Origin of the sequence: Bradyrhizobium sp. LVM 105 (assembly GCF_003957705.1) — a bacterium.
In the GTDB taxonomy this organism is placed as follows: domain Bacteria; phylum Pseudomonadota; class Alphaproteobacteria; order Rhizobiales; family Xanthobacteraceae; genus Bradyrhizobium; species Bradyrhizobium frederickii.
In genome coordinates this window covers 141,936-155,186 of the sequence record NZ_QZMV01000006.1, presented here as the reverse complement: position 1 = coordinate 155,186, position 13,251 = coordinate 141,936, and the positions used below count along the sequence as shown (strand labels likewise).

The 13,251-nt window shown below is 65.7% G+C and carries 17 protein-coding genes and 1 pseudogene; 10 read left to right on the top strand and 8 right to left on the bottom strand.

Annotated elements, in window-relative coordinates; genetic code table 11:
• Positions 1–37: 37 nt before the first annotated feature.
• A complete protein-coding gene (locus tag D6B98_RS18990; RefSeq protein WP_126258474.1) occupies positions 38–862 on the bottom strand; it encodes an enoyl-CoA hydratase in 825 nt (274 codons plus the stop codon).
• Positions 863–948: 86 nt separating this feature from the next.
• On the opposite strand from D6B98_RS18990, the gene D6B98_RS18985 reads away from it, so the two are divergent.
• The 6 genes from D6B98_RS18985 (at position 949) to D6B98_RS18960 (ending at position 4,628) form a co-directional block, all read left to right on the top strand.
• Positions 949–1,377, top strand: a complete 429-nt coding sequence (locus tag D6B98_RS18985; RefSeq protein ID WP_126258473.1) for a PaaI family thioesterase — start codon at positions 949–951, stop codon at positions 1,375–1,377.
• Between the two features lie 157 nt (positions 1,378–1,534).
• Complete coding sequence (rplM, locus tag D6B98_RS18980) at positions 1,535–1,999, top strand: 50S ribosomal protein L13 (protein WP_011087726.1); 465 nt, start codon at positions 1,535–1,537, stop codon at positions 1,997–1,999.
• Position 2,000: 1 nt separating this feature from the next.
• Positions 2,001–2,480 (top strand): 30S ribosomal protein S9, encoded by a 480-nt coding sequence (rpsI, locus tag D6B98_RS18975; RefSeq protein WP_028136031.1) that lies wholly within the window; start codon positions 2,001–2,003, stop codon positions 2,478–2,480.
• A 229-nt stretch (positions 2,481–2,709) separates the two neighbouring features.
• Positions 2,710–3,930 carry a GGDEF domain-containing protein gene (locus tag D6B98_RS18970; protein WP_126258472.1) on the top strand — a complete coding sequence of 407 codons (1,221 nt, stop codon included), beginning with the start codon at positions 2,710–2,712 and terminating at the stop codon, positions 3,928–3,930.
• A gap of 60 nt (positions 3,931–3,990) precedes the next feature.
• Entirely contained in the window at positions 3,991–4,230 is a 240-nt protein-coding gene (locus D6B98_RS18965; protein ID WP_126258471.1) for a hypothetical protein, read from the top strand.
• A 101-nt stretch (positions 4,231–4,331) separates the two neighbouring features.
• The gene (locus D6B98_RS18960; protein WP_126258470.1) at positions 4,332–4,628 is read left to right on the top strand and encodes an antibiotic biosynthesis monooxygenase family protein; all 297 of its coding nucleotides are present in this window, start codon (positions 4,332–4,334) and stop codon (positions 4,626–4,628) included.
• Between the two features lie 16 nt (positions 4,629–4,644).
• Here the strand turns inward: D6B98_RS18960 and D6B98_RS18955 are convergent, their stop codons facing one another.
• The gene (locus D6B98_RS18955) at positions 4,645–5,796 is read right to left on the bottom strand and encodes an AI-2E family transporter (protein ID WP_126258469.1); all 1,152 of its coding nucleotides are present in this window, start codon (positions 5,794–5,796) and stop codon (positions 4,645–4,647) included.
• 134 nt (positions 5,797–5,930) lie between these two features.
• On the opposite strand from D6B98_RS18955, the gene D6B98_RS18950 reads away from it, so the two are divergent.
• Positions 5,931–6,629: a hypothetical protein gene (locus tag D6B98_RS18950; RefSeq protein ID WP_126258468.1), complete on the top strand. Its 699-nt coding sequence runs from the start codon at positions 5,931–5,933 to the stop codon at positions 6,627–6,629.
• An 89-nt stretch (positions 6,630–6,718) separates the two neighbouring features.
• Complete coding sequence (locus D6B98_RS18945; RefSeq protein WP_126258467.1) at positions 6,719–7,492, top strand: gamma-glutamyl-gamma-aminobutyrate hydrolase family protein; 774 nt, start codon at positions 6,719–6,721, stop codon at positions 7,490–7,492.
• 374 nt (positions 7,493–7,866) lie between these two features.
• On the opposite strand, the pseudogene D6B98_RS18940 reads toward D6B98_RS18945, so the two are convergent.
• Positions 7,867–8,292, bottom strand: a pseudogene (locus D6B98_RS18940) (GyrI-like domain-containing protein).
• A 161-nt stretch (positions 8,293–8,453) separates the two neighbouring features.
• Between D6B98_RS18940 and D6B98_RS18935 the strand changes: the two are divergent.
• Positions 8,454–9,080, top strand: a complete 627-nt coding sequence (locus tag D6B98_RS18935; RefSeq protein ID WP_126258466.1) for a cupin — start codon at positions 8,454–8,456, stop codon at positions 9,078–9,080.
• Positions 9,081–9,100: 20 nt separating this feature from the next.
• Here the strand turns inward: D6B98_RS18935 and D6B98_RS18930 are convergent, their stop codons facing one another.
• Positions 9,101–9,817, bottom strand: coding sequence for a Crp/Fnr family transcriptional regulator (locus D6B98_RS18930; protein WP_126258465.1), 717 nt, complete (start codon positions 9,815–9,817; stop codon positions 9,101–9,103).
• 17 nt (positions 9,818–9,834) lie between these two features.
• The gene (locus tag D6B98_RS18925; protein WP_126258464.1) at positions 9,835–10,074 is read right to left on the bottom strand and encodes a hypothetical protein; all 240 of its coding nucleotides are present in this window, start codon (positions 10,072–10,074) and stop codon (positions 9,835–9,837) included.
• Between the two features lie 159 nt (positions 10,075–10,233).
• Here D6B98_RS18925 and D6B98_RS18920 point away from each other — a divergent pair, with 159 nt between their 5' ends.
• On the top strand, positions 10,234–10,971 hold the full coding sequence (locus D6B98_RS18920; protein ID WP_126258463.1) for a Crp/Fnr family transcriptional regulator: 738 nt from the start codon (positions 10,234–10,236) through the stop codon (positions 10,969–10,971).
• A gap of 13 nt (positions 10,972–10,984) precedes the next feature.
• Here D6B98_RS18920 and D6B98_RS18915 read toward each other — a convergent pair whose 3' ends face one another.
• From D6B98_RS18915 to D6B98_RS18905, 3 genes are all read right to left on the bottom strand, one after another.
• Complete coding sequence (locus D6B98_RS18915; RefSeq protein ID WP_126258462.1) at positions 10,985–11,701, bottom strand: Crp/Fnr family transcriptional regulator; 717 nt, start codon at positions 11,699–11,701, stop codon at positions 10,985–10,987.
• A gap of 155 nt (positions 11,702–11,856) precedes the next feature.
• The gene (locus tag D6B98_RS18910) at positions 11,857–12,093 is read right to left on the bottom strand and encodes a hypothetical protein (RefSeq protein ID WP_126258461.1); all 237 of its coding nucleotides are present in this window, start codon (positions 12,091–12,093) and stop codon (positions 11,857–11,859) included.
• Positions 12,094–12,170: 77 nt separating this feature from the next.
• The gene (locus tag D6B98_RS18905) at positions 12,171–13,229 is read right to left on the bottom strand and encodes an alcohol dehydrogenase (RefSeq protein WP_126258460.1); all 1,059 of its coding nucleotides are present in this window, start codon (positions 13,227–13,229) and stop codon (positions 12,171–12,173) included.
• Between the last annotated feature and the right edge of the window lie 22 nt (positions 13,230–13,251).

Below are 13,251 nucleotides of genomic sequence, written 5' to 3'. Positions count from 1 at the left end.
ATTCTGGATTGCTTCGCTTCGCTCGCAATGACGAATTCTACTCATCCCGCCATGTCGGCTTGCGCTTCTCGATGAAGGCGCCGATGCCTTCCTCGGCGTCGCGCGCCATCATGTTCTCGGTCATCACCTCTGCCGCATAGCGATAGGCGTCCGCAAGGCTCATCTCGGCCTGGCGGTAGAACGCCTCCTTGCCGAGCTTGACGGTGTAGGCGGATTTCAGCGCGACCTGCTGCGCGAGCTCGATCGCGGCACCGAGTTCGGTACCGGCGGGCACCACGCGGTTGATGAGGCCGATCTCGCGGGCCCGCTCGGCCGTGACAGGCTCTCCCGTCAGCAGCATCTCCATGGCCTGCTTGCGCGGGACGTTGCGCGACAGCGCCACCATCGGCGTCGAGCAGAACAGGCCGATGTCGACGCCGGGCGTGGCGAACTTCGCGTCCTCCGATGCGATCGCAAGATCGCAGCTGGCAACCAGCTGGCAGCCGGCCGCGGTCGCGATGCCCTGAACGGACGCGACGACAGGCTTCGGCAGATGCACGATGGCCTGCATCATGGCGCTGCAGGCATTCATCATCTCGGCGAAGAAGGCGCGGCCGCGATCGGGATCGGTGCGGCGCGCGGTGAGCTCCTTCATGTCGTGACCGGCCGAGAAGGCCGGGCCGGTGGCGGCGATCACGACGCCGCGGACCGCCTTGTCGTCGCGGATATCATCGAGCTCCGCATGCAGGCTCGCGATCATCGCGGCCGACAGGCTGTTGCGCGCGGCGGGGCGGTTCAGCGTCAGGATCGCGATGGGACCTGCGGTCTCGCGCAGCAGGATCGGCGGTTGCGGGGAGGGGGCGCGGGCGGCCGTGACGGACATTGACGCGATTTCCGCTAAATGATTGCAATTGGATGACACAGATAACTTAATGTAACAGGGCAAGCGAAGCGAGGGCGGGGAACAGCATGGCGTTAGCGAAATTGAGCGTGGCAGAGGTCGAGCAGTTCCTCCGTCACGAGTTTCCCCAGGCCTTTAGCGGCGACGACATCACGATCGAAAGCGCGGACGGCCAGACTTGCCTCCTGCGGCAGCGTTACAGCGAAAGGATGCTGCGGCCGGGCGGGACCGTGTCCGGCCCGACGCTGATGGCGCTGGCCGATTTCGCCATGTATGTGGTGCTCCTGTCCGCGATCGGGCCGGTCGGGCTCGCCGTGACCACCAATCTCAACATCAACTTCCTGCGCAAGGGCCTGCCCGGCCAGGACGTGCTGGCCGAGGCGCGGCTGCTCAAGCTCGGCAAGCGGTTGGCGGTCGGGGAGGTGAAGCTGTTGTCCGGCACTTCGCCCGATCCGATCGCCCATGTCACCTCGACCTATTCCATTCCAAATGTTTGAGCTTTTTGCAGGTAATATAGCACCATATTTATAAGCAATTGATATTACGTAGATAATTTACGTCGCTGGGCATTGACCGTGGCGCGTCTCTTCTCTAGAACCCGCGCAGTCCGGTGCGGTGTTCGCGCCGATGCTCCCCGTCCACGGAAACTCTGACATGAAAACCTTTTCGGCAAAGCCGGCTGAGGTGACGAAGAAGTGGGTGCTGATCGACGCCAAGGGTCTGGTCGTCGGCCGTCTCGCCACCATCGTCGCCATGCGCCTGCGCGGCAAGCACCTCCCGACCTACACTCCGCACGTCGATTGCGGCGACAACGTCATCATCATCAACGCGCAGCATGCGGTCCTCACCGGTCGCAAGCGCGAGCAGAAGACCTATTACAAGCACACCGGCTATGTCGGCCACGTCAAGGAGCGCACCGCGCGCCAGATCCTCGAGGGCAAGCATCCCGAGCGTGTGCTCGAGAAGGCCGTCGAGCGCATGATTCCGCGTGGCCCGCTCGGTCGCGTGCAGATGGGCAACCTGCGTGTCTACGGCGGGGCCGATCATCCGCACGAGGCGCAGCAGCCCGAGAAGATCGACATCGCCAAGTTGAACCGCAAGAACACGAGGGCCGCATAACATGGCCGAATCCATCCAGTCGCTCGACCAGCTCTCGCAGCTCAAGACGGCGGCCGCGCCCGACGCGCCCAAGCACGAGAAGAAGGTCGACAAGTTCAACCGCGCCTATGCCACCGGCAAGCGCAAGGACGCGGTCGCTCGCGTGTGGATCAAGCCGGGCGCCGGCAAGGTCACCGTCAATTCGCGCGAGGTCGAGGTCTATTTCGCCCGTCCCGTGCTGCGCATGATGATCGAGCAGCCGTTCTCCGTGGCCCAGCGTTCGGGCCAGTACGACGTGATCTGCACCGTCGCCGGCGGCGGCCTGTCCGGCCAGGCCGGCGCGGTCCGTCACGGCATCTCCAAGGCGCTGACCTATTTCGAGCCGGAGCTGCGCGGCGTGCTCAAGAAGGGCGGCTTCCTGACCCGCGACTCGCGCGTGGTCGAGCGCAAGAAGTACGGCAAGGCCAAGGCCCGCCGCTCCTTCCAGTTCTCGAAGCGTTAATCGCTTCGGTCGCATTCGCCGCGAAAGCGGCTTCAATGAGATGCAAAAGGGCGCTGATTTCAGCGCCCTTTTTGCTGCTCGTTTGTATGCAAATTGAGGGCGTGTTTCGGGAAAACTTGGCCTCCCGCGAAAACCTGAATGGAACTCGCCAGACCTAGCGTCGCCTTCGGAAGGGCGCGCAAATCGGATGTGCCGATCGCGTAACTGCTATGATCTAAAGGGGGCCGACATGATGTCGCTCGATAGCATCACGCTCTATTTGGTCGCCACCATGGTTGCCGCATTGCTCGGCGCGATGATGGTGTTTTTCGGCAGGCAGGAAAACAGCCCTGCACTGAAATGGTGGGGCACCGCCTATCTGCTCGGTGCCGCGTCCGTCGCGCTATGGACCGCGGCCGGCGACAGACTCGGTCCGCATCTCTATCTGGCGTTAAATGCCGTCGGCTTCGTTGCCTGCGGCATGGTGTGGAACGCGGCGCGCGTCTTCCACGGCCGCAAGCCGAACTGGCCGGGTCTCGTGCTCGGCGCGCTCGCCTGGGTCGCCGCCGTGACATTGCTGGATCCCGCGGCATCCATGCTGCGCATGATCGTCGGCGCCGGCATCGTCTCGGTCTATGCGGCGCTGACCGCCAGCGAGCTCTGGACCGAACGGCGCAAGAGCCTGCAACGACGCTGGCCGGCCTTAGTGATGCCGGTGATGCACGGCTGCGTGTTGATGCTGCCGATCCTGATCGGCAGCTTCCTGCGCCCGAACGATGCCGGCTTCTCCGGCAGCATCTGGGTCACCGTATTCGCGGTCGAGCTCATCCTCTATGCCGTCGGCACCGTCTTCGTGATCTTCATGCTGGTGTCCGAGCGCACGGTGACCGCGCACCGGACCGCGGCTTCCACCGATCCCCTGACCGGCATGCTCAACCGCCGCGGCTTCTCCGAGGCCTGCGGCCGCGTCATCGAGCGCGAGGCCAAGGCCGGGCGCCCCGTGACCGTGATGATCTTCGACATCGACCACTTCAAGTCGATCAACGACCGCTTCGGCCATCCCGCCGGCGACGAGATGCTGAAGCTGTTCTCGACCGTCGTCGTCAGCAATTTACGCATCTCCGACCTGTCGGGCCGCATCGGCGGCGAGGAATTCGCAGCGCTCTTGCCGTGCTCGCTGGAGGAGGGCGTGCTGGTCGCCGAGCGCGTGCGCGAGGCGTTCGAGACCTCCGGCGTCGTGGTCGATGAGGGGCCGGTCGATACCACCGTCAGCATCGGCGTCGCCGGCGGGCCTGCCGGCACCGAGCTCGAGGTGCTGCTGGCGTCCGCCGACACCGCGCTCTACCAGGCCAAGCGCGGCGGCCGTAACCGCGTCGAGGCGGCGGAGGAGCTACCGTTGTCGCTGGAGAACTGGCGCCGCCAGAGCGCCGCGCGGGTCGGTGCGCCGCAGGCGCGGCCGGCCACCGCCTGAGACGCGAGGCGGCGTTTGCGGTAATGCTCTGTTTACCATTCGATCCCTACCATTGCGGTCATGGAATCGATCCGTCGACAGAACCCGCAAGCCGCCCTGATGTCGCTCGAAGCCGCTGCGGCCTCGGCACGCAGCGGTTTCGCCTGCCTGTTCTCGACCGCGGATGAATACGAGAGCGCGCTGATCACCGAGCGCCGCGCGCAGGGCCGCTACACGCAAAGCCGCCGCAGCACCTGGCCGCTCGCGCTGTTCGCCGGTTGCGTCCTCATCGTGGCGGGCACGGTCCTGCTGCTGGTCTGAGCGATCTGCATATTTGGGCCGACCAGGGCGCCGTTTCGGCGCCTTTTTCTTTTTCGCCGGCTGCGCTAGACACGCCCATCGAACAAGAAGGGTGGAAACCGATGATCACCGAGATCGCGCAAATCGACGTCAAGCCGGGCAGCGAGAAGGACTTCGAGGCCGCCGTCGCCAAGGCCAAGGCCGCTTTCGGCCGCTCCAAGGGCTTTCACGGCTTCGAATTGCACAAGTCGATCGAGAAGCCGCAACGCTACCGGCTGATGGTGAAGTGGGCGACGCTTGAGAACCACACCGTCGATTTCCGCGGCTCGGAGCATTTCACCGAATGGCGCGGCCTCGTCGGCCAGTATTTCGCGTCGCCCCCCGAGGTCGAGCACACCGAGACCGTGCTGACGACCTGAGCCGAGGCGGGCCGCCTCACGCCGCCTCCATCAGCGGCGCCGCCTCATAAGTCTTGAAATGGTCGATCATGACCTTGGCGATGGCGACCAGCGGCAGCGCCAGGGCCAGTCCCCAGATTCCGAACACGACGCCGAGCAGGATCTGGAACGCGAACAGCGTGGCCGGCGGGATGTCCAGCGCCTGCCGTTGCAGGACCGGCGTCAGCACGTAGCTCTCCATGGCGTGCACGCCCATGAAGAGCAGAAAGGCCGACAGGGCCGGGATCCAGCCCGAGGCAAGGCTTGCCAGCACCACGATGACGCCGGCGATGATGGCCCCGACGGTCGGGATGAAGGCGAGCAGGCCGGCCTGAATTCCCAGGATGAACGAGCCGGGAATGCCGATGAGGGCAAGGCCAATCCAGGTCACCACGCCGACCGCGAGCATGACGATGATCTGCGCGATCAGCCAGCGCTCGAGGGTCTCGGCTATGCGGTCGATGATGAGGGTGACGCGGGTGCGGTGCCTGGCCGGCGCCAGGAACAGGAGGCCGTCGTGATAGACGGCCGGCTGGGCGGCGAAGGCGAAGCCCAGGAACAGCACGATGAAGATGTTGCCGACGCCGTGGATGGTGCCGAGCAGCACCTTGAAGGTCTGGCTCACGATCGCGCCGCCGCTGGAGGCCAGCGCGCCCGCGCCGGGCAAGGCGCTGCGTGAGGGCGTCGCCGGTGGGGGGCTCGTCTCCGCCGGCGGACTGACCGCGGAATCGGCTCCGCCGTTGCCGAGATCGAAGAAGCTGGTGTCGATGCCGTGGTTGTCGAGGAACGACCTGACATTGGCGAGCTGCGACTTGAGGGTCTTGCTCAGCAGCGAAGCCTGCTCGGCGATGGTGGCGCCGCCGAGATAGGCGATGCCGGCGAGCATCAGGGCAAGCGCGGTGCAGACGATCGCGAGCCGCACCGCATGCGGCAGGGGCACGCGGCGACCGAGCGCGATCGTCAGCGCGTTGAGGCCGAGACCGAGCAGCATGCCGGTGAAGATCAGCAGCAAGGTCGCCGCGAAATACCAGGTGAAGACAAGCAGCGCGGTGAACAGCACGATGCCGATGCCCCCGACCGAGATCGCCCAGGCCTGATCCCGGGCCAGTTCGCTGCGAGTGAGGGAGCGTTCATTTTTGGATAGGGTCACATCGGGTCCTTTCGGGGCCAAGGGCGCCGCACTCTCTCGATAAACGCGCTTCCGATCAAGACCACGTCAACGCTCTGGTTTGACGCCGGCAAGCCGACGGTGCAGAGCGGTGAGGACAGAACAACGGGGGCGGTTTGAGCTTCATCAGCAAATGGGCCGGTCTGCTCGGACTCCTGGCCGTGCTCGTGATCGGCGACCAGATCCGCATCCACCGGCCCGGCCACAAATATCGCCTCACGGTCGAGGTGACGACGCCCGACGGGATCAAGTCCGGGTCCGGCATTCTGGCCGTCGTGCCCGACCGCAATTACAACCGCGGCGGCCGCACCACGATGCGCGGGGAGGCGGTGTTCGTCGACCTCGGTCAGGGCAAGAATCTGGTGGCCTCGCTGGCGCACTGGCAGGGCGCCAGGCTGGACTTTGACGACATCAACTATGTCGCGCTCCGCGCCTACGGCGCCGGACGCGGCAACCGCGTCTCGTTCAACGATATGCACCGGCAGACCGGCGTGGTCCCGGTGCAGGCAGACCTCGTCCCCGTGCTCCTGAGCTTTGGCGATCCCAATGATCCTGCGACCGCCCGGCTCGTCGCCGCCGACCATGCGGAGGCGGTTCTGGGCGAGGGCCATGCGATCCGCGGCCTTTCGGCCGAAGTCGTGCCCAACGGGTTCTGGCCGATTGATTTCGGTGGCATGCTCGGGGAGCCCGTGACGCGTGGCATCGACGCGAAGCTGCCCTGGCTGACCGCGCGCGGCGATGGCGCGGCAACGGCGCTGAAGGCCGCCGGTCTGCCCGCCGGGGGCGAGGCCCGGGCGGCATTTGCGCGAAAATAGCATTGCCGTCCCGCGATCCCTTCTGTTGAATTTGTTCCATCCGAGGGGCATGTTGGGAGAATCTTCTGACGGGAGGCGCGGAACGACAGATGAGAAAGCCGGTCGTCGGCGTGATCGGGAATGCCCATCGCGTCGAAAATCGATTTCAGGTCCAGATGGTCGGCGAGCGCAATTTGCGCGCCGTGGCCGAGGTCTCCGGCGGCTTGCCGGTGATGTTCGCGGGCTCGCCTGACATCACCGATATTGCGGCACTGCTCGACACCGTGGACGGCATCATCCTCACCGGCGCACGGGCCAACGTGCACCCGACCCGTTTCAACGTCGACCCCTGCGAGAAGCACGAGCCCTACGACATCCACCGCGACGAGGTGGCGCTGGCCCTTTCCGTTGCCTGTGTTGCCCGCGGCATCCCGCTGTTCGGCATCTGCCGCGGCCTGCAGGAGATGAACGTCGCCTTCGGCGGCTCGCTCCATCCGGAGATCCGCGAAATTCCCGGCCGTATGAACCATCGCATGCCACGGCTCGAGAACGGCGAAATCCATCCCGATCCGACCGTCATATTCGCCGACCGCCACGACGTCGACCTGACGCCGGGCGGGGCGTTCGCAAGGATTCTCGGCTGCGAGAAGATCAGGGTCAATTCGCTGCACGGCCAGGGCATTCTCGATCCCGGCAAGCGCGTGCTGATCGAGGGCGTCGCCGAGGACGGCACCATCGAAGCGATCCGGATCGCGGAAGCCCCGAGCTTTGCGCTCGGCGTGCAATGGCACGCCGAATACGATCCCCAGCACAATCCGATCAACCGCAAGCTGTTCGAGGCGTTTGGCGAAGCGCTGGTGGCGCGGCAGAAGGCGGCGGCGTAACTCGCCCTCCTGTCCCGGACGCGCTGCAGCGTTCTTACGCTGCGCAGAACCGGGACCCAGCGCTCTGGACTTTCGGTGCGGCATGGGCCCCGGCTCTGCAGCGCACCGCCAAGGGCGCTGCGCTGCGTCCGGGGCACGAGAGGAGGCAGGGGCGCTCTCTCTCCATCGTCATCGCGAGCGCAGCGACGCGAAGGCCTTGACCAGGTTGTTTTGCCCGACGCCTCGCGCGCGGTTGCCGCTGCTCCACGCGTCATTCCGGGGCGCCCTGAAAGGGCGAGCCCGGAATCCATTTTGCGGCGGGGCATGCGGCCCGATGGATTCGGGGCCTGCGCACGCACGCATCCGGGAATGACGCTGCATGTGGTGAGAGCAGTTCATTTCAACGGCAGGAATAGATCCGCGGCCGCCTCGTGCTCGGCGACATCAGGAACGAAGCTCAGCCGCTGGCAATAGATCGGAAGTCGCGGGCTTCCTCACCGCTGGCCGGAAGCCAGTCGCGATAGAGGAACAGCGCGGCGGGCTCGAGATTGTCGGTGTTGCCGACGACGCGCAGCGATATCCGTGACGCTTTCGGCGTCGCTGTAGGCCAACCGGTATGAAGCGCGCTTCATGCGGGCGAGCTGGATATAGCGATGCACGGACAGCCTGAAGGTCGCCGTGAACTGCCGGTGGAAATGATACTTCGAGTAGGCGGCGACGCTGCTCAGCGCATCGAGGTCAAGATCATCATCCAGATGCCGGTCGATGTGATCCAGCACCCGCTGCATCCGGGTATGGTAGTTGCGAAGCGCCGCCGTCATCGTTCCGTTCTCCGTGGCAGCGCCAGCTAAAGCCTATGCGGGCAGGAGGTGCTCGACCGATCTTGCGGTTTTGCCACGGGGTGCAGAAAGCCAGCCAAGCTGTTTTCACCTTGGGAAACTTCTCGCCTCCGCCGCCGTTGAATCGCGGCTGAGGAGGCGCCATGCCGATCAAGGATCAGGTCAAGAATTTCGCCAGGAAGCTGGTGGAGGACCGTCCCAATGCAGCAGCGCTGCGGGCGCTGGTGCGGGCGCGAAGGCCAGCCGCCCTCCATTTTCGCGACGACGGCATCGTGCCAAACAATCCGAAATTTCCAGCATTGCTCTATCGCGGGGCGGTGAAGCTGACGAGCCGGCGCTTTCGCCCTGACGTCATCATCGACACGATGTTCGATGCGAATGGCTGGGGCCGGTCATGGCGCGATACCGTGTACGACTTCGTCCATTATCATTCGCAGATCCATGAGGTGATGGGTGTGGCACGCGGCTCGGCCAGAATCGAGTGCGGCGGGATCAAGGGGCGAATCCTGAGTGTGAGGCCCGGCGATGTTCTGGTCCTTCCCGCAGGCACGGGACACCGTCTCATCGAGTCCAGTCGGGATTTTCTGGTGGTCGGCGCCTATCCGCAGGACGGGACCTATGACGAGTGCACTGACACGCGCGAGCGTCCCGACGCCATCAAGCGCATCGCCAAGGTCCGGAAGCCGAAGACGGATCCGGTCCTTGGCCGCGGCGGCCCGCTGCTGCGCGCGTGGCGGAAAGAGCGGCCGCGATCGCGAGCCGGCGGGTAGCGCTGCTCGGCGGTTTCTCCTCACGTCCGCGGCGCTCCCGTCAGATAGTCCGGCGCGAAGTCCGCAAGCTTGCGCAGCTCCTCTGGTTGCAGCAGCTCGATCTCGCTGCCCTCCCAGGCGATCAATCCACGATGCCTCAGCTCCTGGATGGTGCGATTGACGTGGACGATCGAGAGTCCGCAGGCATCTGCAACGTGCCGCTGCGTCATCGGCATCTGGAAGCAGCCGTCGTCGAGAAGGCCGACGAGCTCCAGCCTTGCGGCGAGCTCGCAGATGAGGTGCGCGACCTTGGCCAGGGCCGCTTGCGCGCCGAGGCGGGCGATCCATCGTCGCGAGATCGCCGCATCGATCAGCGTCTCGCGCCAGAACGCGCGAGTCAAATGCACCGAGCCGTCGAGAAGCTGCTTGAGCTGGCTGTGCGCGACCGCGCCGACGATAGTCGGTCCGAGGCCGACGAGGTCTGCATCCATCGGCGAGACCAGCAGCGTGTGCAGGCAGGGCATGTCGCCGGGAACGTGGAAGGCAAGGATCTGGCTGCGGTCGCCGACGATGCGGGTCTGGTAGAGGAAGCCGTGCACGACGAAGACGCAGCGCGAGGCGGTCTCGCCCTGGCGTAGCACGATCTCGCCGTCGGCGACCTGGCGCAGCGTGGCGGGCAGGGCGGCGATCTGTCGACGTTCGTCCTCGGACAGGTCTTCGACGGCCTGCAGACGCGCGATGAACTTCTGATGCGGCATGAGCCTCGCGTGCCGGTTCAATTCGCGCGCGACCTGGATGCCTCGACGAGGCGCCCAGACAGCTTTGCGAGGGTCCAGGCGGAGACGGGCGCAGAGCGGAACTCGCGAATGGCACGGGCGAGTTCCTGATCGGACATCGGCCGGACCGGCTGCTTCAGCGTGCCTTCGACGAAGGCATTCTCGATGCTGTCGAGGTGCTCGCTCGTATCCGGCGTGAACAGGCTGCGGATACGTTCCAGAATCGTCGCAGGGCTCATGAAGGGACGGCTCGGCTCGTCGTCGAGGTGACGGGGTGGATGCGACCCGGTACGGTCGCAGATCGATTAGCAACCTCTGCTTCCGAGACGCGTTCTAGTCCGCTGAAGCCATGCCGGACGTATCATTTGATAGAACCCGGCGCGATTTTTGGCGGCCCCATGGAAAAAGCCCACGACGTGCTGATCCGGAACCTGTGCGAGCACACCGCGCTCGCACCGGAGGATCTCGCCGAGATTCGCGCGCTCACCTTCACGCTGCGCGATTTCGAGTCGAACGAGGATTTCATCCGCCAGGGCGACGAACCCGAGCATTCGGTGCTGGTCGTCTCGGGCATGGTCGCGCGCTACCATCTGCTCGGCGGCGGCGGGCGGCAATATCTCGCCTTCCACCTCACCGGCGACCTGCCGGACGCGCAGGGCCTGTTCATCGACCAGATGGACCACGGATTGAGCGCGCTGGGGCCCGCCTCGGTCGCCTTCATCCCGCATCGCGAATTGTTCATCGCGTTCCGGCGGCGGCCGAGCTTTGGGTTGGCCATCTGGCGCGAGACGCTACTCGATGCCGCGATCTTTCGCGAAGCCATCACCAACAACAGCGCCCGGCCGATGCAGGCGCGTATGGCGCACCTGTTCTGCGAGCTGTTCTACCGCGCCCGCGCCGCGCAGCTCGTCCGCGGCAATCGCTGCCCCTTGCCGATCAGCCTGGCGCAGCTCGGCGAGACGCTGGGCATGGCGATTGCGACCGTGAACCGGACGCTCGCCGAGCTCAGGCGCAGCGGCGCCATGGATCTGCGAGAGGGCGAGCTGATCGTGCTGAAATGGCGCGACTTGCAGCGACTCGGCGATTTCAGCCCGACCTATCTGCACCAGAAACGGCAGTCGCCGCCGCCGGCGTGAGTCCGCCGGCATGCTAGCCATCGGCGGATGCCGCGCCGAGCACTTCGTCAAAATGCTTCTTCACCCAATCGTTGCAGCAGCAGGCTCTGGCGGCGAGCGCCGCTGCGTCGAGGATCAGGATGGCGCCGCGCCGGGTGGCGAGGATGCGCCGCGCCTTGAACATCTGGATGACGCGGCTGGCATAGCTGCGGGAGACGCCGAGCATGCCGGCGAGCTGCTCGTGGGTGAGGGGGATCTCGGCCTGGCCGATACGCTCCTGCGTGGAGATGATCCACTTGGCGGCGCGCTGCTCGATCGAATGCGCGGCGTTGCAGGCCGCGTTTTGCAGCAATTGCGCGAACTGGCAATCGGCGTAGCGCGAAAACGCCTCTTCCAGCGCGGCCGACCTCTGCTGCGCCTGCTCGAGCGCGCGCAGCGGCAGCCGGACGAGCGTGCCGCCGAGCTTCACGACGATACGGGAATAGGCGAGCGAAAGATTGCGGCCGGCGGCAACACCCACCGCACCCTCGCGTCCAACCAGCAGGCTTTCGACCTCGCGATCATCCTCGACCGGAACGGCGAACGACACGAGCGTGGGGCCGCATGGGAAATGGACCGCCGTCACGGCGTCGCCGGCGTGATGCAGGATGTGGCCCGCCTCGATGTCGACCGGCTGGAGATGAGGTGCAAGAAGTTCGAAATCTCGCGGGGCGAGCTGCCGGAGCAGATCGTTCTGGGGCCGACCGGTCACAGTCTCTTCTCTTGGCTGGCCGGGAATCGGCGCCGGTCAGAACCCTACGTTTCCGTGGCGGAACCAACGGTTCCAAAGTGCACACAAGGCGAGGCTCGGGGTCGAAAAGTTCGCGCGCCGGCCTCTGCCGCCGGGCCCGCATGCGCGATGAAACATCACCCGACGCGGGCTTCGCGGTCCCCTGTGGATCGGCGTTCGGCCGCATGCACGCGATAGGCGTCGATCGCCCTGTTGGCCAGCATCAGCTGCCGGCGTTCGCCGGTCCTGAGCTGGGCTTCGATGGCGTCGAGAAGGACGTTCGCGCTCTCGTCCGGCGGGCCGAGCTCGCCGCTCTGCTCGAGGCAGCTCCAGGCGATGAAGAATGCGCTTTCGACGGTGCAGCGGATGGACATGCGCTGCCAACGCGGCGAGGTCGAAGGCGTTCCGTGCGGCGGGCGCAACTTGCGTCGGGCCCGCAGCAAGCGATCGGTCAGTTCTTCAGCACGATGCGGCCGACGACCTTGCCGGCACGAAGCTCGTCGATCCATTTCTGGACCTCGCCCATCGGCTCCTCGCGCATCGGCGTCGGCCTGATCTTGCCGGCGCGTGCCAGCGCCATCAGCTCGTGGGCTTCGGCCAGCGTGCCGACCATGAAGCCCTCGATGGTCATCCGCTTGTAGACCCATTGCACCATCGGCAGCGTGAACTGGCCGCCCATCAGGCCGGAGACCACGATCTTGCCGCCGCGCGCGGCGACTGCGACCGCAAAGGCCATCGACTTCTCGTTGCCGGCGAAATCGACGATCTCGTCGAAGCCGCCCTCGGTCTCCTTCAGGATGCGCTTGATCACGTCGGGCTCGGACGGGTCGTAGGCGATTGCGGCGCCGTTCTTGAGCGCGGTCTCGCGCGCGGCCGGCGAGAGGTCGGCGACCGTGATCGGCTGCCTGAACATCGCCTGGGCGAACGACAGTCCCATCATGCCGACGCCGCCGAGACCGATCAGCAGTAGGTTGCGCTGGCGCGGGCGGTCGACCAGGCGCTTGAGCGCGCCATAGGCGGTGACGCCGGAGCACATCAGGGTCGCGGCCTGGTTGACGGGCAGGGGATCGTAGTCGAGCAGATATTTCGCGTCGGGCACCAGCACGTGGGTGGCAAAGCCCCCGTCGATGGAGACGCCGAGGAAGCGCTGCTTCACGCAAAGATTCTCGTCGCCATTGGCGCAGTCGCGGCACTGGCCGCAGCCGATCCAGGGAAAGACGGCCTTCTTCGCGCCGACGAGACCCGCCGGCAGGTCGGGGCCGACCTCGTCGACCACGCCGGCGATCTCGTGGCCCAGCGTGAACGGCAGCGTCATGCCGCGCGTGGTGTCGAGCTTCTTGCCGCCGCCGAGATCGGCATAGCCGTCCTGGATGTGCAGGTCGGAATGGCAGAGGCCGCAGCGCTCGATGCGCACCAGCACCTCGCGGCCTTGCGGCTTCGGCGTGTCGACGATGGTCTCGCACAAGGGCGCGTCGAACTTGACCAGGGACTGCCTGCGCATCAGCGCCATTTTCTTTCCTCCGGAATTCTTG

What these genes read in the sequence shown, in the direction of transcription:
- D6B98_RS18990 (WP_126258474.1), bottom strand. Translation starts at nt 862, where the DNA reads ATGTCCGTCACGGCCGCCCGCGCCCCCTCCCCGCAACCGCCGATCCTG.
- D6B98_RS18985 (WP_126258473.1), top strand. Translation starts at nt 949, where the DNA reads ATGGCGTTAGCGAAATTGAGCGTGGCAGAGGTCGAGCAGTTCCTCCGT.
- rplM (WP_011087726.1), top strand. Translation starts at nt 1,535, where the DNA reads ATGAAAACCTTTTCGGCAAAGCCGGCTGAGGTGACGAAGAAGTGGGTG.
- rpsI (WP_028136031.1), top strand. Translation starts at nt 2,001, where the DNA reads ATGGCCGAATCCATCCAGTCGCTCGACCAGCTCTCGCAGCTCAAGACG.
- D6B98_RS18970 (WP_126258472.1), top strand. Translation starts at nt 2,710, where the DNA reads ATGATGTCGCTCGATAGCATCACGCTCTATTTGGTCGCCACCATGGTT.
- D6B98_RS18965 (WP_126258471.1), top strand. Translation starts at nt 3,991, where the DNA reads ATGGAATCGATCCGTCGACAGAACCCGCAAGCCGCCCTGATGTCGCTC.
- D6B98_RS18960 (WP_126258470.1), top strand. Translation starts at nt 4,332, where the DNA reads ATGATCACCGAGATCGCGCAAATCGACGTCAAGCCGGGCAGCGAGAAG.
- D6B98_RS18945 (WP_126258467.1), top strand. Translation starts at nt 6,719, where the DNA reads ATGAGAAAGCCGGTCGTCGGCGTGATCGGGAATGCCCATCGCGTCGAA.
- D6B98_RS18935 (WP_126258466.1), top strand. Translation starts at nt 8,454, where the DNA reads ATGCCGATCAAGGATCAGGTCAAGAATTTCGCCAGGAAGCTGGTGGAG.
- D6B98_RS18930 (WP_126258465.1), bottom strand. Translation starts at nt 9,817, where the DNA reads ATGCCGCATCAGAAGTTCATCGCGCGTCTGCAGGCCGTCGAAGACCTG.
- D6B98_RS18925 (WP_126258464.1), bottom strand. Translation starts at nt 10,074, where the DNA reads ATGAGCCCTGCGACGATTCTGGAACGTATCCGCAGCCTGTTCACGCCG.
- D6B98_RS18920 (WP_126258463.1), top strand. Translation starts at nt 10,234, where the DNA reads ATGGAAAAAGCCCACGACGTGCTGATCCGGAACCTGTGCGAGCACACC.
- D6B98_RS18910 (WP_126258461.1), bottom strand. Translation starts at nt 12,093, where the DNA reads ATGTCCATCCGCTGCACCGTCGAAAGCGCATTCTTCATCGCCTGGAGC.
- D6B98_RS18905 (WP_126258460.1), bottom strand. Translation starts at nt 13,229, where the DNA reads ATGGCGCTGATGCGCAGGCAGTCCCTGGTCAAGTTCGACGCGCCCTTG.